Annotated in this window: 20 protein-coding genes; 9 read left to right on the top strand and 11 right to left on the bottom strand. The window is 63.9% G+C overall.

Features of this window, described 5'->3' with window-relative positions; all coding sequences use genetic code 11:
• Positions 1-4: 4 nt before the first annotated feature.
• The 3 genes from bioD to CKO25_RS12255 all read left to right on the top strand — a co-directional run bounded on the left by bioD (position 5) and on the right by CKO25_RS12255 (position 3,126).
• Positions 5-757 (top strand): dethiobiotin synthase, encoded by a 753-nt coding sequence (gene bioD, locus CKO25_RS12265; RefSeq protein ID WP_443080761.1) that lies wholly within the window; start codon positions 5-7, stop codon positions 755-757.
• Positions 758-1,014: 257 nt separating this feature from the next.
• Entirely contained in the window at positions 1,015-2,160 is a 1,146-nt protein-coding gene (locus CKO25_RS12260) for a D-alanyl-D-alanine carboxypeptidase/D-alanyl-D-alanine-endopeptidase (RefSeq protein WP_200388293.1), read from the top strand.
• A 216-nt stretch (positions 2,161-2,376) separates the two neighbouring features.
• Positions 2,377-3,126, top strand: coding sequence for a trypsin-like peptidase domain-containing protein (locus CKO25_RS12255; RefSeq protein ID WP_200388292.1), 750 nt, complete (start codon positions 2,377-2,379; stop codon positions 3,124-3,126).
• A gap of 58 nt (positions 3,127-3,184) precedes the next feature.
• Here CKO25_RS12255 and CKO25_RS12250 read toward each other — a convergent pair whose 3' ends face one another.
• Together CKO25_RS12250 and CKO25_RS12245 are read right to left on the bottom strand one after the other, a co-directional pair.
• Positions 3,185-3,775, bottom strand: coding sequence for a hypothetical protein (locus CKO25_RS12250; protein WP_200388219.1), 591 nt, complete (start codon positions 3,773-3,775; stop codon positions 3,185-3,187).
• 87 nt (positions 3,776-3,862) lie between these two features.
• The gene (locus CKO25_RS12245; RefSeq protein WP_200388218.1) at positions 3,863-4,303 is read right to left on the bottom strand and encodes an NUDIX domain-containing protein; all 441 of its coding nucleotides are present in this window, start codon (positions 4,301-4,303) and stop codon (positions 3,863-3,865) included.
• 214 nt (positions 4,304-4,517) lie between these two features.
• Here CKO25_RS12245 and CKO25_RS12240 point away from each other — a divergent pair, with 214 nt between their 5' ends.
• The gene (locus tag CKO25_RS12240; RefSeq protein ID WP_200388217.1) at positions 4,518-5,432 is read left to right on the top strand and encodes a TauD/TfdA family dioxygenase; all 915 of its coding nucleotides are present in this window, start codon (positions 4,518-4,520) and stop codon (positions 5,430-5,432) included.
• A gap of 355 nt (positions 5,433-5,787) precedes the next feature.
• Positions 5,788-5,982, top strand: coding sequence for a YgaP family membrane protein (locus CKO25_RS12235; protein WP_200388216.1), 195 nt, complete (start codon positions 5,788-5,790; stop codon positions 5,980-5,982).
• Between the two features lie 151 nt (positions 5,983-6,133).
• Here CKO25_RS12235 and CKO25_RS12230 read toward each other — a convergent pair whose 3' ends face one another.
• The 5 genes from CKO25_RS12230 to CKO25_RS12210 are packed head-to-tail and all read right to left on the bottom strand — an operon-like array spanning position 6,134 to position 11,919.
• Complete coding sequence (locus CKO25_RS12230) at positions 6,134-6,868, bottom strand: LrgB family protein (RefSeq protein WP_200388214.1); 735 nt, start codon at positions 6,866-6,868, stop codon at positions 6,134-6,136.
• A complete protein-coding gene (locus CKO25_RS12225) occupies positions 6,861-7,232 on the bottom strand; it encodes a CidA/LrgA family protein (RefSeq protein ID WP_200388213.1) in 372 nt (123 codons plus the stop codon). The genes CKO25_RS12230 and CKO25_RS12225 overlap by 8 nt, the downstream gene beginning before the upstream one ends.
• A 53-nt stretch (positions 7,233-7,285) precedes the next feature.
• Positions 7,286-8,395 (bottom strand): osmoprotectant NAGGN system M42 family peptidase, encoded by a 1,110-nt coding sequence (locus CKO25_RS12220; RefSeq protein ID WP_200388212.1) that lies wholly within the window; start codon positions 8,393-8,395, stop codon positions 7,286-7,288.
• 7 nt (positions 8,396-8,402) lie between these two features.
• Positions 8,403-10,139 carry an N-acetylglutaminylglutamine synthetase gene (gene ngg, locus CKO25_RS12215; protein ID WP_242467587.1) on the bottom strand — a complete coding sequence of 579 codons (1,737 nt, stop codon included), beginning with the start codon at positions 10,137-10,139 and terminating at the stop codon, positions 8,403-8,405.
• A gap of 4 nt (positions 10,140-10,143) precedes the next feature.
• The gene (locus CKO25_RS12210) at positions 10,144-11,919 is read right to left on the bottom strand and encodes an N-acetylglutaminylglutamine amidotransferase (RefSeq protein ID WP_200388211.1); all 1,776 of its coding nucleotides are present in this window, start codon (positions 11,917-11,919) and stop codon (positions 10,144-10,146) included.
• 385 nt (positions 11,920-12,304) lie between these two features.
• On the opposite strand from CKO25_RS12210, the gene folE reads away from it, so the two are divergent.
• The gene (gene folE, locus CKO25_RS12205; protein WP_200388210.1) at positions 12,305-12,943 is read left to right on the top strand and encodes a GTP cyclohydrolase I FolE; all 639 of its coding nucleotides are present in this window, start codon (positions 12,305-12,307) and stop codon (positions 12,941-12,943) included.
• 53 nt (positions 12,944-12,996) lie between these two features.
• On the top strand, positions 12,997-16,488 hold the full coding sequence (locus CKO25_RS12200) for a mechanosensitive ion channel domain-containing protein (RefSeq protein WP_200388209.1): 3,492 nt from the start codon (positions 12,997-12,999) through the stop codon (positions 16,486-16,488).
• Positions 16,489-16,559: 71 nt separating this feature from the next.
• On the opposite strand, the gene ilvC is transcribed toward CKO25_RS12200, so the two are convergent.
• From ilvC to CKO25_RS12180, 4 genes are all read right to left on the bottom strand, one after another.
• Complete coding sequence (gene ilvC / locus CKO25_RS12195) at positions 16,560-17,576, bottom strand: ketol-acid reductoisomerase (RefSeq protein WP_200388290.1); 1,017 nt, start codon at positions 17,574-17,576, stop codon at positions 16,560-16,562.
• Positions 17,577-17,833: 257 nt separating this feature from the next.
• Complete coding sequence (ilvN, locus tag CKO25_RS12190) at positions 17,834-18,325, bottom strand: acetolactate synthase small subunit (RefSeq protein ID WP_200388208.1); 492 nt, start codon at positions 18,323-18,325, stop codon at positions 17,834-17,836.
• A gap of 30 nt (positions 18,326-18,355) precedes the next feature.
• Positions 18,356-20,137 (bottom strand): acetolactate synthase 3 large subunit, encoded by a 1,782-nt coding sequence (locus tag CKO25_RS12185; protein WP_200388289.1) that lies wholly within the window; start codon positions 20,135-20,137, stop codon positions 18,356-18,358.
• Between the two features lie 374 nt (positions 20,138-20,511).
• The gene (locus CKO25_RS12180) at positions 20,512-21,570 is read right to left on the bottom strand and encodes a PilZ domain-containing protein (RefSeq protein WP_200388207.1); all 1,059 of its coding nucleotides are present in this window, start codon (positions 21,568-21,570) and stop codon (positions 20,512-20,514) included.
• A 219-nt stretch (positions 21,571-21,789) separates the two neighbouring features.
• Here CKO25_RS12180 and CKO25_RS12175 point away from each other — a divergent pair, with 219 nt between their 5' ends.
• Positions 21,790-23,514, top strand: coding sequence for a proline--tRNA ligase (locus CKO25_RS12175; RefSeq protein ID WP_200388206.1), 1,725 nt, complete (start codon positions 21,790-21,792; stop codon positions 23,512-23,514).
• Between the two features lie 216 nt (positions 23,515-23,730).
• Entirely contained in the window at positions 23,731-24,246 is a 516-nt protein-coding gene (fabA, locus tag CKO25_RS12170; RefSeq protein WP_200388205.1) for a 3-hydroxyacyl-[acyl-carrier-protein] dehydratase FabA, read from the top strand.
• The last annotated feature ends 148 nt before the right edge of the window (positions 24,247-24,394 follow it).

Genomic DNA, 24,394 nt, shown 5'->3' with positions numbered 1-24,394 from the left:
CACTATGAGCACGACCGCAATGCAGGGTATGTTCATCACGGGTACCGATACCGGTTGTGGCAAGACCGCGATCACCCTCGGCCTCATGGCGGCCTGGCGGACGCGTGTCGAGCGGGTCCTGGGCATGAAACCCGTTGCCTCTGGCTGCACCCCTGGACCCGCTGGCCTGCGCAATGACGATGCCCTGGCGCTGCAGGCACAGGGCAGTTCCCAAGCACCCTACGGCATCGTGAATCCCTACGCCTTCGAACCACCGATCGCACCACACCTGGCCGCGGGTCAGGTCGGGGTCATCATCAGTTTGCCCGTCATCGAGCAGGCGTTCCGCACGCTCGCGGCCGCGGCCGACCAGGTGCTCGTCGAGGGTGTCGGGGGCTGGCGGGTCCCGCTCGGCCCCGAGCTCTTTCTGAGCGACGTCCCCAAGGCACTGGGTCTGCCCGTGGTGCTGGTGGTTGGCCTGAAACTCGGGTGTCTGAATCACGCCTTGCTCACCGTCGAGAGCATTCGCGCCTCTGACGGGGTGCTCGCGGGGTGGATCGCCAATCAGGTCGATCCGAACATGCTCGAGCAAGAGGCGAATCTCGCGACCCTGGCCGCCTTGATCGAGGCGCCGTGCCTGGGTGTGGTGCCTTGGCTCGAGCGCCCCGAACCGCGGGAAGTGGCCGGCTACCTCCATCCCGAATTGATCGACCTGCATCCCCGTCATAGTGTCCGCCTGGCCTCGACGCAGGCACGGTCGCGAACCCGCGACGCGTAGCGCGGAATTCTCGGCTATGCTTAGCCGCCACGAGCCCGCCCGCGCTGGTGACAGGATCGGGCGCGTCGCGCGCGCGCTCACGGCCCATCAACCCTCAAACCCATTCAGTCTCGGGATTCCGCATGATCCGCTATTGGCTTCTGTTCGCATCGGCCCCTCCCGCGCCCCGTGCGCGAGGCCTTTCAGCTCGTCCAGCATCCGCCAGCCCGGGCGCGCACCCGGGCTGGCGGCGCTTGCGGATCGGCGCGCTGGTGGGGATGTTCCTATGCGGTGTCCCAGTGGCGTTCGCCAACCCGGTAACGCAGGCGCAAGGGCTGGCCCAGTCAAGCCTGTTGGTGCAGGAGCAGGGGCGTGACCTGATCGCGACGCGTCCCGATACGCTCCGCATCCCCGCCTCGACCATGAAGATCCTCACCGCCTATGCCGCGCTCGAAACCTGGGGTCGTCATCATCGCTTCGAGACCGAGTTCTACACCGACGATGCGGGCTGGCTCTGGGTGAAGGGGTATGCCGACCCCTATCTGGTTTCGGAAGAACTCGACACGGTGGTGCGCGCCCTGCGCGCGCAGGGATTGAAGCGCGTCAATGGCATCGGACTCGACGACACTTTCTTCAGTCCCGATGTGGAGATCGCCGGGCGCTCAGCGAGCGACAACCCCTATGACGCGCCGGTCACCGCCCTGGCGGTCAACTTCAACACCGTCAATCTGGTCCGCACGGGCGATCGCATCACGAGTGCCGAACCCCAGACGCCCCTGACCGCCTCGGCCCGGCGCCTCGGACTAGCGGGTGCCGCCGGCAAGCAGCGAGTCAATCTTCGCGAACGCGAGCTGGCGGTGGGATACGTCGGCGAGTTGCTCGCCGCCAAGCTGGCCGAGGGCGGCATCCCGGTGACGGATCAACAGCGAATCGCCGCGGTTCCGCGCAATGCCAAGCTGGTGCTGCGCCATGCCAACAGCCGCACGCTCGCCGAGATGACGGCCCCGATGCTCGAGTATTCAAACAATTTCATCGCCAACGCCTTCTTCCTCCACCTCGCGAGTCCGCGCGGGACGGGGCAGGTCAGCATGGCCTCGGCGCGGCGCGCCATGACGGATTTCGCCCGGGCGCGCTTCGGCTGGCGTGATGCCGTGATCGATGATGGCGCGGGCTTGTCGCGGGCCAATCGCCTCAGCGCCCGGCAACTGGTGCAACTGCTCGATGCCTTTACGCCTTATCGCGATCTGATGCCGGAACAGAAGAACGACCCGGCGGTCCGCGCCAAGACAGGCACCCTGCGGGGGGTGAGCACCTACGCCGGTTATGTGCGGCGCGACGGCTCCTGGGCTCCCTTCGCCCTGCTGATCAACGAACCGATCGACCCTGGTCTCCGTCAGCGGGTCGCCAGTCACCTGGCGCGTTGAACGAAGGCGCCGCTCATGATGGCTCTGCCCACCGCGACCACCGCCGGCCAACCGCATGCACTGACGCGGGTCCTGGAGGCGTGTCGGCGCCGACACGGCGCCGCGGTGGCGAGGAGGTCGAGCCGCGGTGGGACGCGCAACGGGTGGTGGTGGGCACTCCTGATCGCCACGCTCGGCGGGACCACCGGATGTGCGCTCGAACCCGCCGGGGCGCCCATGGCCACAGTGCGTCCGAGCGCGGGCGGCACGCTCCTGCCCGAGCAACTGATGTCAGGCGGCTATCCCTCGCTCGCTCCACTGATGCGTTGGGTGACACCCGCGGTGGTCAATATCTCGGTGAAGTCAGCCGTCCCGATCGACCCGCACCCCTTCCTGCGTGATCCCGAATTCCGCCGCTTTCTCGATCGATTCGGTCTCCCCGAACCCACGGAGGAAGGACTTGCGGAACGACAAAGTGTCGGTTCCGGGGTCATCGTGAATGCCGCGCGCGGCTATGTGATGACGAATGATCACCTGCTGCAAAACGCCACCGAAATCCAAGTCACACTGAAGGATCAGCGTCGTTTTCGCGCGCAACGAATTGCCTCGGACGCCCGCTCGGATGTCGCCATCCTGAAGATCCCGCCAGTCGATGTCCGACCGCTTGCGCTGGGTGACTCCGAACGACTCGAGGTCGGCGACTTCGTCATCGCCATCGGAAACCCGTTCGGCCTAGGCCAAACCGTGACCTCTGGGATCGTCAGCGCCGTCGGGCGCAGTGGTGTCGGCGGCAATCGCATTGGTGAATTGATCCAGACGGATGCCTCCATCAATCCCGGCAACTCGGGGGGCCCGCTGATCAACCTCGCGGGTGAGGTGGTCGGGATCAACACCGCCCTGATCGGACCGAGTGGCGGCAATGTCGGGATCGGTTTCGCGGTTCCCAGCAATCGGGCGCGCGCGGCGCTCGAGCGCGTGCCGCGCTGAGCGGGGGCGGATACGCGAGACTGATGCCTCGTGAGGGATCCGGGCGGGACGCACCGGCTTAATGCGTTGCAAGTCGCCAGGCGCCGAAGGTTGGCGTGCCCTCCACCCGGCAGCCCAAGGCCTCGAGCCAGACCGCCACCTCGTGGTTCGAGTTCCGCGACCAGTGATAGGGCGCCGGGTCGGGGACGAAGACCAGCCCCGTCTCCGGTCGTTCGATCCAACCACGGTCCAATCCAGCGGCGAAGCGCTGCTCCTGACGAGACTGGAGCTGATCGACCCGCACGGCTTCGACGGGAATCACGATGATCGCGCGGATGGGCATCGGAACCTGCCGCTGAATCCAGGCCAGGTCATCCCCCCCTCCACTGGGACCGATCGCCTGACGCCCCAGCGTACCCGAGGTGGATCGCAACAGCACGGGCAGGACGCGCCGGACCCGGCGATCGCCCTCGGCATACCAACTCCAGTCACCGTACGCCCAGCGCACCAATTGTTGATCAGAGGTGCGCAGCACCAGACTGGTATGAAAGCCATGGTCCAAGAGATAGACGGTTCGCATCTGCTGCAATATGGGGGGCGGCACAATGTGTGCCGTGCAACCGGCGATGAAGGAGCCCGACACCGCCAGCAGCGTGACGAGGATCGCCATGTGACGCCCTCGGGAACAGGCTGTGGTCAGCAGCTGTCGGGCGGCAACGGGGAACGGAGCGAGGCACCAGGACATCGTTCTCGATCATCATCCGAACCGCAGAGGCGCGGGCAGGCCCTGCGTTCGATAGCGCACATAATCCTGCAAGACCTGGGCATGATCGAAGGCCAGAACCGGCGGCAGCGCACTGACTGGGTAGATCCCGACCGCCCGCGCATCGTCCATCGCCCGTGGCGTGCCAACGGCCTCGCCGACATAGACCGCGGTCACCGTGTGGCCGCGTGGATCACGGCGCGGATCCGAATAGAGTCCCAAGAGGCCCCGCAAGGTCACGGCTAAGCCGGTCTCCTCGCGCGCTTCGCGAACCGCCGCGGCTTCCACCTGTTCCCCGACCTCGACGAAACCGCCTGGGATCGCCCACCCCGGCGGTGGATTCAGCCGCTCGATCAGCACGATCGGCCGCCCTGGATGGTCCGTGAGGACAATGATGACATCGGCGGCCAACAAGGGTGTCACAGGCGTTGACATCGACGAGGAGCTCCATTTCGGCTGACGAACGACGCAGCGGTCGCGGGGCCGCACCCCGAACGGACCGGGCGCGGCGCGCTGCGCTCAGCGTGGGCGCACGCGGACCAGATGATCATGCCACGGCAGTTTACCCCACGCCGATATGACAGGGATCAATGTCTCAATCCCACAAAATGACTAGGGTCACGATCCGCGATCCGATCTGGAGACCTCGATGTCACACCCCTTCGACCTCACTGACGAGCGGGCCTATCAGGCCTGGCGCGCCCGCAAGCTCGCCCAGGCACCAACCGCGGTGGCGGATCTCATCGTCGAGGTCGGCGATCCGCGCCGGCTCAGCGCGGCCGAACACGCAGCCATCCAACAACGCTGTGACCGCGCGAATATGGCGATCTATGTCGGGACCACCGGCACGGATCCGGACAAGGCCATCCCACTGGCTCTGGGTGCGCAATTCGGCCTGTACCAGCTCGATCACAATCCTGGCGCCGACGACGACGCCGTGACCGCGTTGACCGTTCAGACCGATGCGGCACACCGCGACTTCATCCCCTATACGAATCGCCCGATCGCCTGGCATACCGATGGCTATTACAACGCGCGGAACCGGCAGATCCAGGGGCTTTTGCTGCACTGTGTGCGACCCGCCGCGCAGGGTGGCGCCAACGCCCTGCTCGATCATGAGATCGCCTATCTCCTGGTGCGCGACCAGCATCCCGACCATATCGCGGCCCTCATGCATCCGCACTGCCTGTGCATTCCAGCGCATCATCGCGATGGCGTACAACAGCGTCCGGCCCGCAGCGGGCCTGTCTTCAGCGTCACCGCTGCGGGCCATCTCCACATGCGCTACACGGATCGCGCCCGCAATATTCAGTGGCGGGACGATCCCGCGACCACCGCGGCCGTGGCCTGTTTGAAGGAGGTGCTGCGCACGCCTTCCCCCTGGCATCTCGAAGCCCGTCTCGAGGCCGGCTGGGGCCTGATCTCGAACAACGTGCTGCACACACGAAGTGGTTTCAACGATGGCCCAAAACCTCGTCTGCTCTATCGCGCCCGGTACTCTGATCGGATCGCCAGGATGGATCGCACGCCTCCTGGAGCACGGGTCGCGGAACTGGAATGCTGATCGATTGCCACGGCGCCGGCGTCCAGGCGCTCGACACCCAATACCACCTGGGTGTCTCCGTCCTCATCACCGTTGTCTTGTCTGGGAGCAGCAGGACAAGACCCTCACCGGAACCACAGTGAGACCGTCCGCGTCCGAGATGTCACGGACGCGGATCCTTCGCGCTTAGGCCGCGCGATCGTGCCGCCCCGATACGCGCGCGCGGTGCGAATGGGGATTTCCTCAAAAACCTATTCAGGGTATGGTTATAGACGCGTGACCCGATCACGCGGATGGCGACTCGATGGCGGACCTGTCCGCCCAGCGTCACATCGAATCGAGTCGATTTCAAACTCACTGCCAAGAGGTGACCCAGATGGAATTGACCAAGAACATGGGTGAACAGGATCGGAAGATCCGTCTGATCGCGGGCGTGGTCATTCTGCTGTGGGCGGTTGTCGCCCAGAGCTGGCTCGGCATCATCGGACTCATCCTGCTGGGGACCGCCTATGTCCGCTCGTGCCCGGCCTACACCCTGATGAAGATGGATACACTCGAGAAAACGGACTAGATCGAACCTGTTGATGGGGCTGGCGCGCGGGGCAAGGACGCGCTGCCGGATATCCGCAGCGCCAGGCCCCGGCTGCCGACGCGGTGCGTGCACCAAGGGGTGTGACGCACGCTTCCAATCACTGCCCCGGTGCGCGGGCGCGGTGACCGACTCAAGTGCCGATCAATCCCAGCCAACTCAAAATCGTTGGCAAGAGCGCCGCGGTGAGGAATGCAGACAAGGCCATCGCGAGCCCCGAGAAGGCCCCCATGGTCTGGCTGACCTGGAAGGCGCGTGCCGTTCCAATCCCGTGCGCACTCACGCCCATGGCCACGCCCTTGACCGCATCATCACGGATGCGCAGCAGTCGTAAGAGGGTCGTGCCAAAGACCGCACCCACGATCCCGGTCGTCACCACTAGGACCGCCGTGAGCGAGGGGATGCCCCCGAGTTTTTCCGAGATACCCATGGCCACGGGGGCTGTTACCGACTTTGGCGCGAGCGAAATCTGGGTTGCGATGTCCGCGCCCAACCAGGCCGCGAGTGCCACGGCGCTGACGCTCGCGGTCAGTACCCCAGCGAACAAGGCCAGACCAATCGGCACTGCGAGCGCCGCCAGGCGGGCACGCTGACGGTAGAGAGGGATCGCGAGCGAGACCGTCGCGGGGCCGAGGAGAAAATGCACGAACTGCGCCCCGTCGAAGTAGACGCCATAGGGCGTGTCCGTGATCACCAGGATCAGGATCAGCAACCCGACCGCAATCGCCACCGGGTTGAGCAGGGGGTTACCCCCACCAAGGCGATAGAGTCGGTCAGCCACCAGATAACAGATCAAGGTCATCGCCAGCCACAGCAGCGGAGATGCCGCGAGATAGACCCAAATGTCGTTGAGGCCCACCTCACTCATGAGGACCACCCCGGCCACGCAGGATCTTGATGGCACCCTGCACGCCCACCATCGTCAGGGCCGTGACCGCGAGCGTGATCAAGGTCCCCAGCACCAGGGCTACGGCGAGCGCGAGCCACTGCCCTTGGATCCGCTCCCAGTGCAACATCACCCCGACCCCGGCCGGCACGAACAAGAGCGAGAAATGCGCGAGCAGACTGTCGGCGGTGCGCCCGAGTGACTCGGAGATCCCACCGCGCAGAAACAGCCAGACCAGCAGCAGCAACATTCCGAGCACCGGCCCGGGGATCGGCAAACCGGTGAGCAAAACCAGCGTCTCGCCGATGAGCTGACAGACCAGGATCAGGGTCAAGGCTTCCAGCACGATCAGGCCCCTATGGACACCTACGGGAACGGGCAGACACCCGGGGCACCATCTCAACCGGGTTGGATCGGGAAGCCCGCACGCGGACCCATCTCGAAGCGGTCGCGGCTGAACAGCGGCGGCGCCTGCATATAGACGCTCACCAACTGCGCCAGCGACTCGAGTGCATCAAAGTGAATCCGCTCATAACCGTGCGAGGCATCGATCCCAAAGGTAATGAGCGCGGTGCGCACATCATTGCCGGCGGTCAAGGCCGCCGCGCTGTCGGAGCGGTAATACTTGAAGACATCGCGCTGGTGTGGGATGGCGAACTCTTGGCAGAGCTGGATCATCCGGTGGGTCAGGTGATAATCGAAGGGTCCGACCTCGTCGGCCATGGCGATGGTCACACCGAACTCACTGGAGTTCTGCCCGGGCGCGGTCGTCCCATTGTCGATCGTCAGCATCTCGGCGACATCTTGCTGCAAGGCCGCCGAGGCGCCAAAGCCGACCTCCTCGGAGATGGTGAAGAGCGGATGGCAGTCGACCGGTAGCGCCAGACCCTCGCGCCGCACGGCCTCCATCGCCGCCAGCAGCACCGCGGTGCCTGCCTTGTCGTCGAGATGTCGCGCGTTGATGAAGCCCGTATCGGTGATCTCCGGTGCACTGTCGATCGCGATGAAATCTCCGACATGCACACCGAAGCGCAAAAGGTCCGGGATCGTCTGAACCTTCGCATCGATGCGAAACTCCACGTAATCCCAACCCCCGGGCTGATTGTCGATCTCGGGGGCGAAGGTGTGCCCCGAGGCCTTCAGCGGGAGAATGGTCCCACGACATTGGCCCGTGTCGGTGAAGAGCGTACCCCGTGCACCCTCGGCGAAGCGTGCGTTCCAGTGTCCGACCGGGACCAGTTGCAACCGGCCATTGTCCTTGAGCGCCTTCACCATGGCACCGAGCGTGTCAACGTGTGCCACGATCGCCCGATCTGGCTGCGACACTTCCCCCGTGAGGGTCGCGCGAATGGCGCCGCGTCGCGTCAGCTCGAAGGGAACCTCCAAGCGCTCCAATTCCTCGCACACCAGATGCACCACCCGGTCGGTGTAGCCGGATGGGCTGGGTGTGTGCAGCAACTTGAGCAGGGTTCGGGCCAGATAGGCGGTATTGATCGTTGGCAACTTCAAGGTGTGTCTACTCCCGCGCGGCAGTCTGGGGAAACAGCAGGTCGACGAAGCGTTGCGCGGTTGGCTGGGGTTCGTGATTGGCCAAACCAGGGCGTTCATTCGCCTCGATGATGACATAGTCGGGGCCTTGCACCGACGGTACAAGGAAGTCGAGACCCGTCACCGGAATCGCCAAGGCGCGCGCGGCCGTGACCGCCGCGGCCGCGAGCTCCGGGTGCAGTTGCGCGGTCACGTCATGGATGGTTCCGCCAGTGTGGAGGTTCGCGGTTTTGCGGACCTGTAACACCGTGCCCGCTGGCAATACACTCTGCATCTCGTAGCCACTGCCGATCACGCAACGACGGGTTTCCTCATCCATCGGGATGGCACTCTCGCCGCCGGTCGCCGCCCGGCGCCGCCGGCTCTGCGCCTGAATGAGTTCGCGAATCTGGTGCTGGCCGGTGCCGATGATCTGCGCTGGCCGCCGGATCGCCGCGGCCACCACGCGATCGGCGATCACCAGGATCCGCAGGTCGTCGCCGGCGACGAATTCCTCGAGGATCACCTGGTCACAGACGCGCCGGGCCGTGGCAATCGCCCGCTCGAGTGTGTCGGGATCACGCACGTCGACACTGATGCCAGCCCCTTGCTCACCGCGCGCCGGTTTCACGACCACGCGGCCCACTTTCGAGAGAAAGGCCTCGGCCTGATCAAGTGCCTCGTAGCGCGTCTGCGCTGGAACCCGGAGTCCGGCGCGACGCAGCAACCGATGCGTCACCGCCTTGTCATCACAGCGGCTCATGGCCACCGCGCTGGTGAGTTCGCTCAGGCTCTCGCGGCAGACGATCCGCCGCCCACCGAGCACCAGTGCAAAATAACCGGCCTCGGCGTCCAACACCTCGACCCCGATCCCGCGCCGGCGCGCCTCGTTGATGATGATGGTGGCGTACGGGTTGAGGCCCGATTCCGGTTGCTGTCCCATGAACAGGGGTTCGTTATAGGCGTTTTTATTCTTCAGGGCGAATGCCGGGATACGCTCGAAGCCGAGCTTACGATAGAGTTTAATGGCGCGGTTGTTGTCATGAATGACCGAGAGATCGAGAAACCCCCGCCCGCGTGCCTGATAATACTCGATGACCTGGCGCACCAGCGCATCTCCAATCCCCGGATAGGGGGCTTGGGCATCCACGGCCAACGCCCACAGACTCGCGCCGTTCTCGGGATCATCGAAGGCGGCGACATGGTCGACCCCATTCACCGCGCCGATGATGCGTCCATCCTGCTCGTCCTCGGCGATCCAATAGGTCAAGACCTTCGAGGTACGATGCGCCCAGATGAAATCCGCGCTCGGCGGGACCATGCGACGTGTCACATAGAGCCGATGGATCGCCTCGGCGTCCTGGCGGCTGTGTGCGAGGCGCACGTAGAAGCCCTTCGGTCGTCGTGGCGCGCAATGATAGCGTTCCAGCCACAGCCGGAAGGTGTGGGACGGATCGAGGAAGAGATCTTGCGGGGCATAGGAGAGCACCACGTGCGGATCGCTCAGGTAGAGCGCGACATCACGCGCACCGTGCCGCTCCTCCTGCAAGGCCTCGGCGATCGCCTGAGGATCGGTAAAGGTCTGCCCGAACAGCAGCCGACCCCAGCCGCAATCAACGATCGCGGCCTCTCCGAACGGCTGGTCCGGGCGTGCGCGACGATCCCAGTTGTTCAACGAGGGGGCCCGGCTGCGTTCGAGACGATGGCGCATCTGATCGCGACTCATGGCATCAGACCCCGTGCTCTTGCAGCCACATCTCCAGCAAGGCGACCTGCCACAGCTTCGATCCGCGCAGGGGGGTGAGGTGCTCGTCCGGCGCGGCGAGGAGTTCATCGACATAGGCGCGCTGAAAGAGGCCACGGGTGCGCGCACGCTCGCCATGCAGCAGCTCGCGCACCTGTGCCAGCACCTCCCCGCGGAGATATTTCAAGGCCGGCACCGGGAAGTAACCCTTAGGACGATCGATCACGGCGGGTGGGATCAGCCGCCGGCCAATCGCCTTGAGCACGCCCTTCCCCTCATCGCAAACCTTATACCGATCCGGCATGCGCGCGGCCAGTTCCACCAATTCATGATCGAGGAAGGGCACGCGAGCCTCAAGCCCCCAAGCCATCGTCATGTTATCAACACGCTTGACCGGATCATCGACCAGCATGATCTGCTGGTCGAGGCGCAGCGCCTGGTCGACCGCGGCCGTGGCGCCGGGGCGCGCGAAATGCCGCGCGATGAAGTCACGACTGGCATCCGCGCCGTGAAACCGCGGATCGACGACGCGGCGATACTCCGCCTCGGTGCGATCGCAGAAGGCCTGAGCGTAATCCCGCACCGGGTCGGTGCTGCCGATCATCGGCGGGTACCAGTGATAGCCGGCAAAGACCTCATCGGCACCCTGCCCGCTCTGTACGACCTTCACATGCTTGGCAACCTCCTGCGAGAGGAGATAGAAGCCGATCACGTCATGGCTCACCATCGGCTCGGCCATCGCGCGCACGCAGTTGGGCAGTTCCGGCAACAGGCGCGTGGCCGAATCGACGCGGATCTTGTGGTGCCGAGTGCCGAAGGTCTCGGCGATGATGTCGGAGTATTGGAACTCGTCACCGACCTCGGCGCCAACCGTTTCGAATCCGACCGAGAAGGTGTTGATGCCACGTTGACCCTGCTCGGCCAAGAGGGCCACGATCAGACTCGAATCCAAGCCCCCCGACAGCAGCACACCGACGTCGACGTCAGCCACGAGACGGCGTGCCACGGCGGTGCGCAAGGCCGCGAGGGTTCGCTCCTGCCAGTCCTCGAAGCTCAACTCCGTCTCCGCCGGCGTGCGTTCGAAGTTCAGATCCCAGTAACAGCGGTCATGCTGGCGACCATCGGGTTCGATCGTGCGAATGGTCGCGGGTGGGAGTTTGCGCACGCCACTGAGGATCGTGTGGGGTGCCGGCACCACTGCGTGAAAGTGCATGTAGTAGTGGAGTGCCACCGGGTCGATCTCGGTCGCAATGCCACCGCCGGCGAGCAGCGCCGGCAGGGTCGAGGCGAAGCGCACGCCACCGGCGATCTCGGCGTAATAGAGCGGTTTGATCCCGAGGCGGTCACGGACCAGGGTCAGGCGTCCCGTCTCGCGCTCGGCCACGGCAAAGACGAACATGCCATGGAAGCGCTCGACGCAATCAGCGCCCCAGGCATGAAAGGCCTTGAGCACCACCTCGGTATCGCCGTGCGAGAAAAACCGATAGCCTCGACCTTCGAGCTCGTTGCGCAAGGACTGATAGTTATAAATACAGCCGTTGAAGGCGATGGTCAGACCCAAGTCACTGTCCACCATCGGCTGCGCGGCATGGGTGCTGAGGTCGATGATCGAGAGACGCCGATGGGCCAGCCCGATCCGGCCCTGCTGCCAGATGCCATCGCCGTCCGGTCCACGCGGGACGATGACGGCACTCATGGCGGCGAGGGCCGCAACATCAATCGGTCTGTCATCGAAACGGATCTCACCGCACAAGCCACACATGCTTCAATCTCCTGGTCGGGGGCTGGCGGCTTCCGCCAGCTCGATATGGACGTCTAGACGGGCACGGATCGCACTCATCGCGCCGCGCCACATGCAGCCATTCGGATTATGGGAAGGTCTCGAGGGGAGACACAGCAGGACGCATGGTCAGGATGCACCATGCCGGCAGAGGATGCGCAAGGAATGCGCTCATCGGTTGATACGGAATCGACACTCGATCCATGTTAGCGAAACTCCCGCGGTCTCGCCAGTGACGAGATGTGTTTCACCCGCCCGCGGTTCCAATTCCGATGCAAGCCTCCATAATGTCCGATGACCCGGCCGATCGGCGCTCATCCAGCCCGATCCCGGTCGAATCCCGACATCATCACCCTAGAGCGACATCATGGCGGATCAATCCAAGCTCAGCACCATCCTTGCGCACAGCCATTATGCAACGAGCTTCGAGGCCGAGTCGGATGACGAGGTCTACGATGAGCGCAAGGAGTCCCTGGTCAGGAGCATGCTGCAAGAGATCGGCGAGGATCCCAATCGCCAGGGGTTGCAACGGACCCCGCTGCGCGTGGCCAAAGCCATCGACTTCCTCACCAGCGGCTATGAGCTGTCCGCCGAGGAGATCATCAAGAAGGCCCTCTTCGAGGAAGACGTGCGGGAGATGGTGATCGTGCGCGACATCGAGTTCTATTCGATGTGCGAGCATCACATGTTGCCCTTCTTCGGCCATGCCCACGTGGGCTATCTGCCGCAAGGCAAGGTCGTCGGCCTCAGCAAGATCGCGCGTGTTGTCGATGTCTTCGCCCGCCGTCTCCAGGTGCAAGAGCGCTTGACCAGTCAAGTCGCTGATGCACTGATGGAGCATCTTGGGGCCCACGGAGTCGCCGTGGTGATGGAGGCGAGCCACACCTGCATGATGATGCGTGGCGTGCAAAAACAGCGCAGCTCGACGGTCTCCAGCGCCATGCGCGGGACCTTCCAGGACGATCCGCGGACCCGCGCCGAATTCATGTCCTTCATCAAGGCTTGAACCTTGCCTGATCGCGGTCCCGCGCGCTCGAGGTCTTGCTCGAGGTCTTGCCCATGATGGCTGTCCCCAGCCCAAGGGCGACCTGGACCTTACGCACGGATACTGTCGTGCGAGCCATCCCTTCGCTGCTAGGCCTCGCCATCGGTCTCTCGCTAGCGCTCTGGCTCCTGGTGTCGAGCGCCGATTTCGAAACGCCTCCCGAAGCGAGTCTCAGTCGTGAGGACGTCCTGGACGCCATTGCGGCACTCGAAATCGCGACCGACCTCTCCAATGAGCAGCGGGAACGTCTGGTCGAGCAGTACGACGGCGTGCTCGCTGATCTTGCCGCCAGCGCCAGCGCCTGGGCTGAATGGACCGATCTGCGTGCCTCCTTGAGCGAAGTGCCAGGCCAGATTGCCGCCATCCGCGCGCGCTTGAGCACGTTGGATACGGCCCAACCACCCGTGATCGAGTGGCCGGAGGTGCTTGACCTGAGCACGATCCTGCCGCTGCTGGATCAAGAGCAAGCCGCGGTGGCGGCCCAAGAGGAACGCGTCAGGACCTTGGCTCAGGGACTCGACGAGGAGTCGAACGCGCGCCCCCAGCAACGTCGCGAACTGGCCGAACTGCAACAACGCATCCGCGATCTGGATGATGAGCTCAGCGGTTTACGCGCCGCCGCCACGACGGGACCGGAGGCCCAAGCGCGGCTCTGGAGATTGACGAGTCAGCGTGCGCTCCTCAGTGCCAGGGTACAGGTCCTCGAGCAACGCCTCGCCGGGGCCGAGCTACGTCGTGAACTGGCGATGGTGCAGCAGGAAGAGGCTGAATTCACCCTCGACCAGGCCGTCCTGCGCTTGACATCCTTGCAGGGCGAGGCGGAGCGGCTGCGACGGCTGGAAGCGGAACGGGTCTTACTGGCGGCCGAAGCGGCAACCGTCGCCGTCGCCGATGCCCACCCCCTGATCCGGTCACTGGCAGTGGACAATACCGCCCTGGCCGAGGTCATCAACGCGATCAACGAACAGACCACCGAGCTGGAGGGCGCACGCGTCGAAACCCTCGAGCGGCTCGCGGTCCTAGAACAGGATTTCGATACCAGTCGACAACGCATCCTGGCGGCCGGTTTGACGCGAGCCCTGGGGCGTGTCCTCCTCGATCAACGTGAGCAACTTCCGAATCTGCGCCTCTTACGTCAAGAGGCTGCGGAACGGGCCAATGCAACCGCTGATTCGACCCTCGCGATGCTGGGTTGGCGCGAAGAGTTGCTGGGCTTGGAGAGTGCGGTCGCCGCACGCGCCCTGGAGGATGAACTGGGCTCGCTCACGCCCGCCGAGGCCACCATCCTCGAGACCCAGTGGAGCGCACAACGCGACGCGCGAATGCAGCTGTTGGAGCATGCCATCGCGGCAGAGGAACGACAGCTCCGCGCCTTGGTCGAGCTCGACCTCGCAGCGGAAAGGCTGCAAGCCCTCACTGCCGAGTATCAGGTCTTTCTCGCCGAGCATCTGCTCTGGATCCGCAGCCATGTCCCCATCACGCAGCAAAGCTTCAGTGCGTTCCCTGAGGTCATCGGCGAGGTGCTGCGGCCTGCCAATTGGCTGGCCGTGATCCAAGTCTTGCGCACCGGCTTGGCCGGTGCCTGGACCTGGTGGAGCGGGTTACTGGTCACTGTGCTACTCCTGAGCTTCGATCGCACCCTGCGCCGACGTATCCGCGGCACAGCGATCCCACTGCGCACGCTCAGGACCGACCGCTTCGGTTATACCCTCTTGGCGATCGCGCTGACCCTGTTGCTGGCCGCTCCCATTCCCTTGCTGCTCGCCATCCTAGGGCTCCTACTGACCAGTGCCGCAACCTCGGCCCCCTTCCCCTATGCCGTTGGGGATGCATTGCTACGCGTCGCACCAGGGCTCTTCTATCTGCTGACGTTTCGGCTCGTCTGCATGAATGGTGGCCTCGCCGAGGAGCATTTCCAGTGGCGTCGTAACACCCTGATCAAAACCCGTCGCGCGCTGAATTTGGCGATCTGGATCCTGGTTCCCCTGGGTTTTCTCGCCTTCCTCGTGAATCCGCTCGGCGAGGTTCAAGCGGCAACGGTTGGGCGCCTCGCCTTGACCGCTGTCACGCTGATGAGTGCGATTTTGTTAGCGCTTCATCTACACCCGCGGCACGGCTTGGTGCGCGATGCGCTCGCCAGCGCACCCGACAGCCTGGCCAGTCGACTGCGCCATCTCTGGTACCCGCTCGCTATTGCGGTCCCACTTGGCCTGATGGTGCTCACGCTCGCGGGTTTCCAATACACGGCCGGCACGCTCTTCAATCTGTGGTTCGAGCAATTCTGGCTCCTGCTCGGCCTCGTGCTCCTGCACCAATCGATCCTCCGATGGCTCCTGGTGACCCGCCGTCGGCTCGCTCTCAGACAAGCCATCACCAGCCGGTTGCGGCGCGACACGCAACAACGCCCGGCGAGCGATCCTGGCGGTCAGGACCCGGCGCCCGAGACCACGACGCCCCCGCATGTCGTCGACGCGCCACTCGATCTGGTGGCACTCGACGGGCAGACCCGCCAGCTTCTCAATGCCCTCCTCACGCTGGGCGCGGCCGTTGCTGTCTGGATCCTTTGGTCAGATATGCTGCCAGCGTTGAACGTGCTGGAGCGGGTGACCCTCTGGAGCACGAGTGCCTCGGTCGATGGGGTCACGGTGACACGCCCGATCACCCTGGCAGACCTTGCGAGCATCGTCGTCATCATTGCCGTGGCGGTCATCGCGGTGCGCCACCTCCCGGCCCTGCTCGAGATCCTGCTATTACAGAACACGCGCATCAGTTCCGGAGGGCGTTACACCATCATCGCCCTCACCGGCTATCTCACCATCGCGGTCGCGATGCTGCTGGTTTTCGGCCAACTGGGGCTCACCTGGCAACAGGTGCAATGGTTGGTCGCGGCACTTGGCGTGGGAATCGGCTTCGGTTTGCAGGAAATCGTGGCCAACTTCATTAGCGGTCTCATCATCCTGTTCGAGCGACCGGTCCGGGTCGGTGACACTGTCACCATCGGTGAGCAAAGCGGCGTGGTCACACGCATCGAGATGCGCGCCACCACCATTCGCACCTGGGATCATCGCGAGTTGCTGGTGCCCAACAAACAGTTGATCACCGGGGAGGTGGTTAACTGGACCCTCTCCGACCAGACCAATCGTGGCGAGATCCTTGTGAGCATCGACTATGGGAACGACACCGAGCAGGCGTTACGCATCCTTCATGAGGTAGTCCATGACGACCCACGAGTCATGACCGACCCAGCACCAGTCATCACCGTCGCGGAGTTCGGCGAGCGGGGGTTGGATCTGATGGTGCGTTTTTTCCTGCCGGGACTCTCGAATCGCATGCTGATCCGCGGTGAACTCATCACCGCTATCGATTCCCGGCTGCGTGCCGCGGGGATTGCGATCGGACGACCACAACGCGATATTTGGATGCGTGAGGAGGGGGGAGGTCATGCCACACGTTCCAACAGCCCAGAGCCAGGAACCCTGGGGCAGGGTATGCCGATGCCGACATGAAGACGATCGGGGGACCGTCCCAGGGTGAGGGGGAACGTCCGCCCACTGGCGGACGTTCCCCGTGCAGAGCACTAGTTGCGTGACTTGTCGACCAGTTTCCGCTCGCGGATCCAGGGCATCATGTCACGCAGCCGCTCGCCGACGGCCTCGATCTGATGCTCCTCACCGAGCCGGCGCATCGCCTTCATGGCGGGCGCGCCCGCTTGATTCTCGAGGATAAACTCCTTGGCGAAGTGACCGCTCTGAATTTCGCCGAGGATGCGCTTCATCTCCGCCTTGGTTTCATCGGTGATGATGCGCGGTCCCCGCGTGAGATCACCGTACTCGGCGGTGTTGGAGATGGAGTAGCGCATGTTGGCGATACCCCCCTCATAGATTAGGTCGACAATCAGCTTGACCTCGTGCAGACATTCGAAATACGCCATCTCAGGGGCGTAACCGGCCTCCACGAGGGTTTCGAAACCGGCTTTGATCAGGGAGGTCAGACCGCCACAGAGCACCACCTGCTCGCCGAATAAATCGGTCTCGCACTCCTCACGGAAATTGGTTTCGATGATGCCCGCGCGCCCGCCGCCGTTTGCCGAGGCGTAGGCCATGGCAATCTCGCGTGCGTGACCAGTCGCATTCTGATGGACCGCGATCAAGCTCGGCACGCCCCCGCCCTGGGTGTAGGTCGAACGCACCAGGTGACCCGGCCCCTTGGGCGCGACCATGATGACGTCGAGATCCTCACGCGGCGTGATCTGACCGAAATGGATATTGAAACCGTGCGCGAAGGCTAAGGCCGCGCCCTGTTTGATATGGGGAGCGATCTGGTCACGATAGAGTGCGGCTTGGTGCTCGTCGGGCGCTAGGATCATGACCACGTCGGCGCCCTGTACGGCTTCATCGATCGCCCGTACCTCAAGCCCGGCATGGGCCGCCTTGGTCGCGGAGGCGGAGCCAGGGCGCAAGCCCACCACGACCGCCACACCTGAGTCCTTCAAGTTGTTGGCATGGGCATGTCCTTGCGAGCCATAACCGATGATGGCGACCTTTTTCCCCTTGATCAGGGACAGATCGGCGTCTTTGTCGTAATACACATTGATGCTCATGAACAGGGATCCTTGCGAGTGATAGAAATTGGAGGGGAACCGCACGTCTAACGGCACCAGACGCAACATGGCGCAACATGGCGCAACCTGGGCTCGGCATCAAAGCACCTGGTGACCTGTGACGGCGTCCCCGCTGGGGACGGCATCACCGCGCGGGCATCGGCGCGGGCGGGAACCGTGCGAGGCGACTCCGTTGGAGACCGCGGGGCGCCGGCTTTAGACCGATGCCCCGCGGATTTGCGATGAAACCTTCAGACCGAGAGGCCTTTCTCGCCGCGGGCAATGCCCGTCGGGCCCGAGCGCACCACCTCGACGATGAGTCCCTCTGGTACGGCATCGATGAAGGCATCGAGCTTTTTGGAAGCGCCGGTCAATTCGATGACGTAACTGGTATCGGTCACATCAATGATCTTGGCCCGAAAGATCTCGGTCAAGCGCTTCAGTTCCTCTCGATCGGCCCGTTCCGCGCGCACCTTGATCAGCATCATTTCGCGCTCGATGTGGGGCCCTTCGGACAGATCGAGGAGCTTCACGGTGTCGATCAACTTGTTCAATTGTTTCTTGATCTGCTCGACGACGTCGTCGTGACCGGTCGTGACCAGAGTCATCCGCGATAGGGTCGGGTCATCCGTGGGGGCGACGGTCAGGGATTCGATGTTGTAACCCCGGGCCGAGAAGAGCCCCGCGACCCGCGAGAGCGCGCCAGCCTCATTCTCAAGCAACACGGCGATGATATGTCTCATGTCTCTGCGATACCTTCGAATGGAACCGGCTCAAGCGAGCTCGCGATCCGCGTGGCTCGGGGCCAGGTGCATCTCGTGCTGGCCCTTGCCCGCGGCGATCATCGGATAGACATTCTCCGTGGGATCCACGATGACGTCCATGAAGACAAGCCGATCACGCATCGCGAAGGCCTCGTTCATCGCGGCTTCGAGATCAGCGGGTCGATCCACCCGCATCCCGACGTGACCGAAGCTCTCGGCGAGCTTGACGAAATCGGGCAAGGCGTCGACGTAGGAATGCGAATACCGGCTTTCGTAGAAGAATTCCTGCCACTGCCGCACCATGCCCATGTAGCCATTGTTCAGCAGGATGATCTTCAGTGGCAGTCCGTATTGCAAACAGGTCGCAAGCTCCTGGATGCACATGAGGATGCTCGCCTCGCCCGAGATGCAGGCCACCTGGGCGTCAGGAAAGGCCAGCTGCACGCCCATCGCCGCCGGAAGACCGAATCCCATGGTGCCCAGGCCACCCGAGTTAATCCAGCGCCGCGGTTTGTCGAACGGATAGAATTGCGCCGCGAACATCTGATGCTGGCCGACATCGGAGGTCAGATACAGATCTCCACTGGTCACCTTATAGAGCGTCTCGACCGCGAACTGGGGCTTGATCGCGGCACTGTTGCGGTCATAGGCCAGACAGTCCCGGGCACGCCACTCGGCGATCTGTGCCCACCAGTCGGTCAGCGGTGTGCCGGTCCCGGCGGGGACCTGCTGGCGATAGAGTTTCAGCATCTCGGCGAGGACGTTGCCGACCTGCCCGACGATCGGCACATGGACCTTGACGGTCTTGGAGATCGACGAGGGATCAACATCGACATGGATGATCTGGGCATGCGGGCAGAAGTGCTCGATCTTGCCTGTCACCCGATCATCGAAGCGCGCGCCGATCGCGATCAAGACATCGGTCTCGTGCATGGCCATGTTCGCCTCGTAGGTCCCATGCATGCCGAGCATCCCGATGAATTGGGGGTCGGTCATGGGAAAGGCGCCCAGCCCCATCAGGGTACTGGTGATCGGAAATCCGGTCGCTCGCACCAACTCGGTCAGTTGCTCCGAGGCATCTCCCAACACCACCCCGCCACCGGTGTAGAAGATCGGTCGCTTCGCCTGCCGCAGCAAGTCCACCGCACGCCGGATCTGCCCGGGGTGTCCCTTGATCACGGGATGGTAGGAGCGCAGGGTGATCTCGCCCGGCTCGTCATAGGGGATCTTGATATTGGGGTCGGTCACATCCTTGGGGATATCGACCACCACGGGCCCTGGGCGACCGGTGGTGGCGATGTAGAATGCCTTGCGAATGGTCGTCGCCAGGTCGCGGACGTCCTTCACCAGAAAATTGTGTTTGACGCAGGGCCGGGTGATGCCGACGGTATCGACTTCTTGGAAGGCGTCGCTGCCGATCACCGGGGTTGGAACCTGTCCGGTCAGGATCACCATCGGGATCGAGTCCATGAAGGCGGTGGCAATACCCGTGACGGCATTGGTCGCGCCGGGACCCGAGGTGACCAGGCAGACACCACACTTGCCGGTCGCCCGGGCGTAGCCGTCGGCCGCGTGGGTCGCGCCCTGTTCGTGCCGCACGAGGATGTGTTTGACGGTTTCTTCCCTGAAGAGTGCGTCATAGATATGCAGCACCGCCCCTCCGGGATAACCGAAGACGAACTCCACCCCCTCATCGACGAGCGCCTGGACGACGATCTCAGCCCCACTGAGTTCGACACCCCGCCGGTCTGGCCGTCTTGGAGCGACCGTTTCTGTTTGCGCGCCAGTCACTGTCACCTCGGTGACCTCCGATTGAGACCACCATCTCCGCCTCGGACGTCGCGACTGACGCACTTCGAATCGATCCACCGTGTCGGATGATCACGGTGCTCGAACCCGGAGCTGGGACGCGGTCTGGAGCGAAAGACAGTGGACAACAGAATAAGGTTGAAAAGGGTCCGAAAGTACCTCGATCGCGCGCCGGGGTCAAGTAAGCGACGCCGAGCGCCGTGCCGCGTCGTTTACCGTACTGGTGACCTGGTCGTGATGATCGAGTGGTTCGGATCCACCCGGTTTAGGCCCTGTTCGGACCCCTCACGGGAAGGAGATGGGATCGACCCAGTGGTTTCCATAGCCACCCGGAACGCTCGGACGCGCCCGACCGTTCACCGGCACCGCGTTGGCCGCAAGGGGCTCTCGCGCCCATGCGGAAGCCCGTAGGCCAGATCGTGAACATCCTGGAGGAAGCCCAGTTCATCCCAGGCCTCATCGGGCCAGCCGCCTGGTTCAGCGGAATCCCCTAGGGTGAGATCGCGAAATCGCAGATCGAAGCTCTCCGGATCACCCCAGACAACCTGCAACTCGTTCAGCGCGCGCGGAAACCGTGCTTCCAGCACACACACCTCATCGGGGTCGGCAACCCGCACGCCCGCCTCGACCACCCGCGCAAGATGAATCGCCCGCAGCCAATCGGGGGCATCGGCAAATTGTGATTGCGCGTCATCCCAAACCGGTGGGAGCTGCTCGATCAGTGTATCCACGAACTCCTTGATTGCCGCCGGGGGATGTTCGAACGAGAGACTCAAGCGATAGAGTTGCGCACGCTCCAATGCCGGCATCGCGAGGGTCTCGACCTCGCGTACCCGCGCCCGCAGACGCAGTCCCGGCATATCCTCGGTGCGCCGCACGGACAGCCGAATGCTCTGCCCGACGGCGAAGGCGTCGAACACGGTCACGATCAGATGCCCCGTGGCGATTTGTTCGAGAATGTCACGCAGCGAACCCACATCGTCGATGGCGAGCTCGAGCTCGCGGACCATGCAATCGGCGTCATCGTCCGTGTCCGGGGTGGCGGCGCGCAGCATTCTGAGCAACTTCTCGAGGCGCGCCTGACTGCGTGCCGAGAGCATCTCGAAGCGGACCGCCACCTGGTAGCGCCCCCCCTCGAGACGCTGCGCCCGGACGATCTCGGCCATCACCGTGATCTTCTCCTGAGCACGCCAGGGAAACACCAACCGAACCCGCTTCGGGAGCGTGGAGACGGGCAAGGCCGCGATGAACTGCGCCCCGCCCCAGGAGATGTCTTGATTCATGGCGGTGATCGCATGATCTACGCCCGGCAGCTGGACCTCGATCGGGATCTGGGCCCCAACGCGACATTGCGTTCTGCGGTTGATCCGCGGCGGCGTCGGCTGTGGACTCGGATCGGCTGATTGATTCGTCATCGTCGCGCTCGGCTCGTTCAAACAGGGTTCCGGCACATCGGATGCCGGGGGCTCACGACTCATCCGCGCGGTCACCTCGCGGCGGGTCGAAGCGAAGCGTCACGCGCGTGGCACCAGTCAAGCGAGCCCGCCTGGAGCGTCCATCTCCCGATCACGCAGTTGTCTCGCCTCGACTTGAACAATACACTTCAGCCCTTTCAGTCGTCGACTGCCAAACTCATGCGCACTTCCCAGTTTCCGATTCAGACCCTCAAAGAGGTCCCGGCCGACGCGGAGATCGTCAGTCACCGACTGATGCTGCGTGCCGGCATGATCCGCAAATTGGCCGCTGGGCTCTACACCTGGCTGCCAATGGGGCTGCGCACCCTGCGTAAAGTCGAGGCCATCGTGCGGGAGGAGATGGACCGCGCCGGTGCCCTCGAGGTCTTGATGCCCGCGGTGCAACCTGCTGAACTGTGGCAGGAATCCGGACGTTGGGAGCACTACGGCCCGGAATTGTTGCGTCTGCGAGATCGCCATCAGCGCGATTTTTGTTTCGGGCCGACACACGAGGAGATCATCACGGATCTCGCGCGCGCCGAGTTGAAAAGTTACAAGCAATTGCCGGTCATCTTCTACCAGATCCAGACCAAGTTCCGCGATGAGATCCGCCCCCGTTTCGGGGTCATGCGCGCGCGCGAATTCCTGATGAAGGACGCCTACTCCTTCCATCTCGACTCCGCCTCGCTCACCGCGACCTATCAGCGGATGCACGAGGCCTACAGTCACATCTTCACTCGCTGCGGTCTCGCCTTCCGGCCGGTGCGGGCCGATACCGGTAGCATCGGCGGAAACACCTCGCATGAGTTCCATGTGCTCGCCGACTCGGGCGAGGACGCCATTGCCTTCTGCGACGCCAGTGACTACGCCGCCAACGTCGAGCTGGCCGAGGCCATCCCCGCGACCGCTCAGGCACCCTCGCCCACGGAGTCGGCGCGTCTGCTCGACACCCCCGGGGTGCGCACCATCGATGACCTGGTGCACGGCTTCGCGCAGCCGATCGAGCGCACGGTGAAGACTCTGGTCGTGGCCGCCGCACCCGAGAGTGGCAGCGCATTGGTCGCCCTGTTGGTGCGGGGTGATCACGAACTCAATCTCACGAAAGCCGAAAAGCTACCCGAAGTCGCCGCGCCATTGCGCATGGCCACCGAGGAGGAGATCCGCGCGGCCATCGGCGCCGGTCCCGGTTCGCTCGGCCCGAAGGATCTGCCCATCCCCTGCATCGCTGATGCGAGCGTCGCCGTCACAAGCGACTTCAGCGCCGGTGCCAATCAGGATGGCAAACACTGGTTCGGTCTGAATTGGGAGCGCGATCTGCCCCGGCCGCGGGTGGCCGATCTGCGCACTGTGCGCGACGGCGATCCGAGTCCCGATGGCGCAGGCCGGCTACGGATCGCCCGCGGGATCGAGGTCGGACACATCTTCCAACTCGGCTGCAAGTACAGCGAGGCACTCAAGGCGACGGTGCTCGGCGAGGATGGACGCGCGACCACGCTCACGATGGGCTGTTATGGCATTGGCGTCTCGCGCGTGGTCGCGGCGGCGATTGAACAGCACCACGACGAACAGGGCATCCGCTGGCCCACGGCGATCGCGCCCTTCGAGGTTGCCCTGCTCCCGATGAAGCTCGGAAAATCGTTTCGTGTGCGCGAAGCCACCGAGCAACTCTACGACGATCTCAGCGCAGCGGGCATCGAGGTGTTGCTCGATGATCGAGACGCCCGTGCGGGTGTCATGTTCGCCGACATGGAGTTGATCGGCATCCCCCATCGGATCGTGGTTGGTGACCGGGCGCTCGACGCCGGCCACGTCGAATACAAGGGGCGCGGCGACAACGAGACGCAATTGATCCCCATCGAAGAGGTCGTCGGCTGGCTGGTCGCGCGCCTCCGCGCAGTCCCTTGATCTTGCGCATCGAGGGATCGCCTGGCCGAGACACAGGCTGTTTCACCGACCCAGTTCACCGCTCGACGTAGATGGTCTTGGCGGTGCCCATCCAGGGGCGCCGCCGGACCCAGCAGCGCTCGCACCCGCCGCGCCTCATCCACGCCCGGAAGCCATCACCGCGACGATTCGTCGGGGCACCCACCGGACGCAACCGCCTCAAGGAACCAACACGACATGAATCAAGAAGCCTCATTCGATCGCAATGCACTCCTCGCCTGCGGGCATGGCGAGATGTTTGGCCCGGGAAATGCGCAATTACCGATCCCCAACATGCTGATGATGGACCGGATCCTGAGGATCGCCAATTTTGGCGGGGCCAATGGCAAGGGTGAGATCCTCGCCGAGCTGGACATTAAACCCGAACTCTGGTTCTTCCACTGTCACTTCCCGGGAGACCCCGTGATGCCCGGCTGTCTCGGTTTGGACGCCCTCTGGCAGCTCGTCGGCTTCTACCTGGCGTGGATCGGCAACCCGGGCCACGGCCGCGCCCTGGGTGTCGGGGAAGTCAAGTTCACCGGTCAAGTCCTGCCGAACGCACACCAGGTGACCTATCACATTGACATGAAACGGGTGATCTCGCGCAAATTGGTCCTCGGCATCGGTGACGGTGTCGTCCAGGTGGACGGGCGGACGATCTATACCGCAAAGGATCTGCGCGTCGGGCTCTTCACCTCCACCGAAGGGTTCTGAGGAGGGGTAGTGGAAACATGAGCGGGGCGCGGCCGGATCCGTCCGTATGCGTGCGGGATGCGCGCGCACGACGACATTCGCCATCGGGCTGGAGCCAAAACACCCGCCCGGACCTGAACGTCGGCACGGATCGCTCGGGCCGACGTCA

The organism is Thiocapsa imhoffii, from assembly GCF_016583985.1.
GTDB lineage: Bacteria > Pseudomonadota > Gammaproteobacteria > Chromatiales > Chromatiaceae > Thiocapsa > Thiocapsa imhoffii.
Note: the sequence above shows the minus strand (reverse complement) of the source record. Positions and strands in the feature narration are given on the sequence as shown.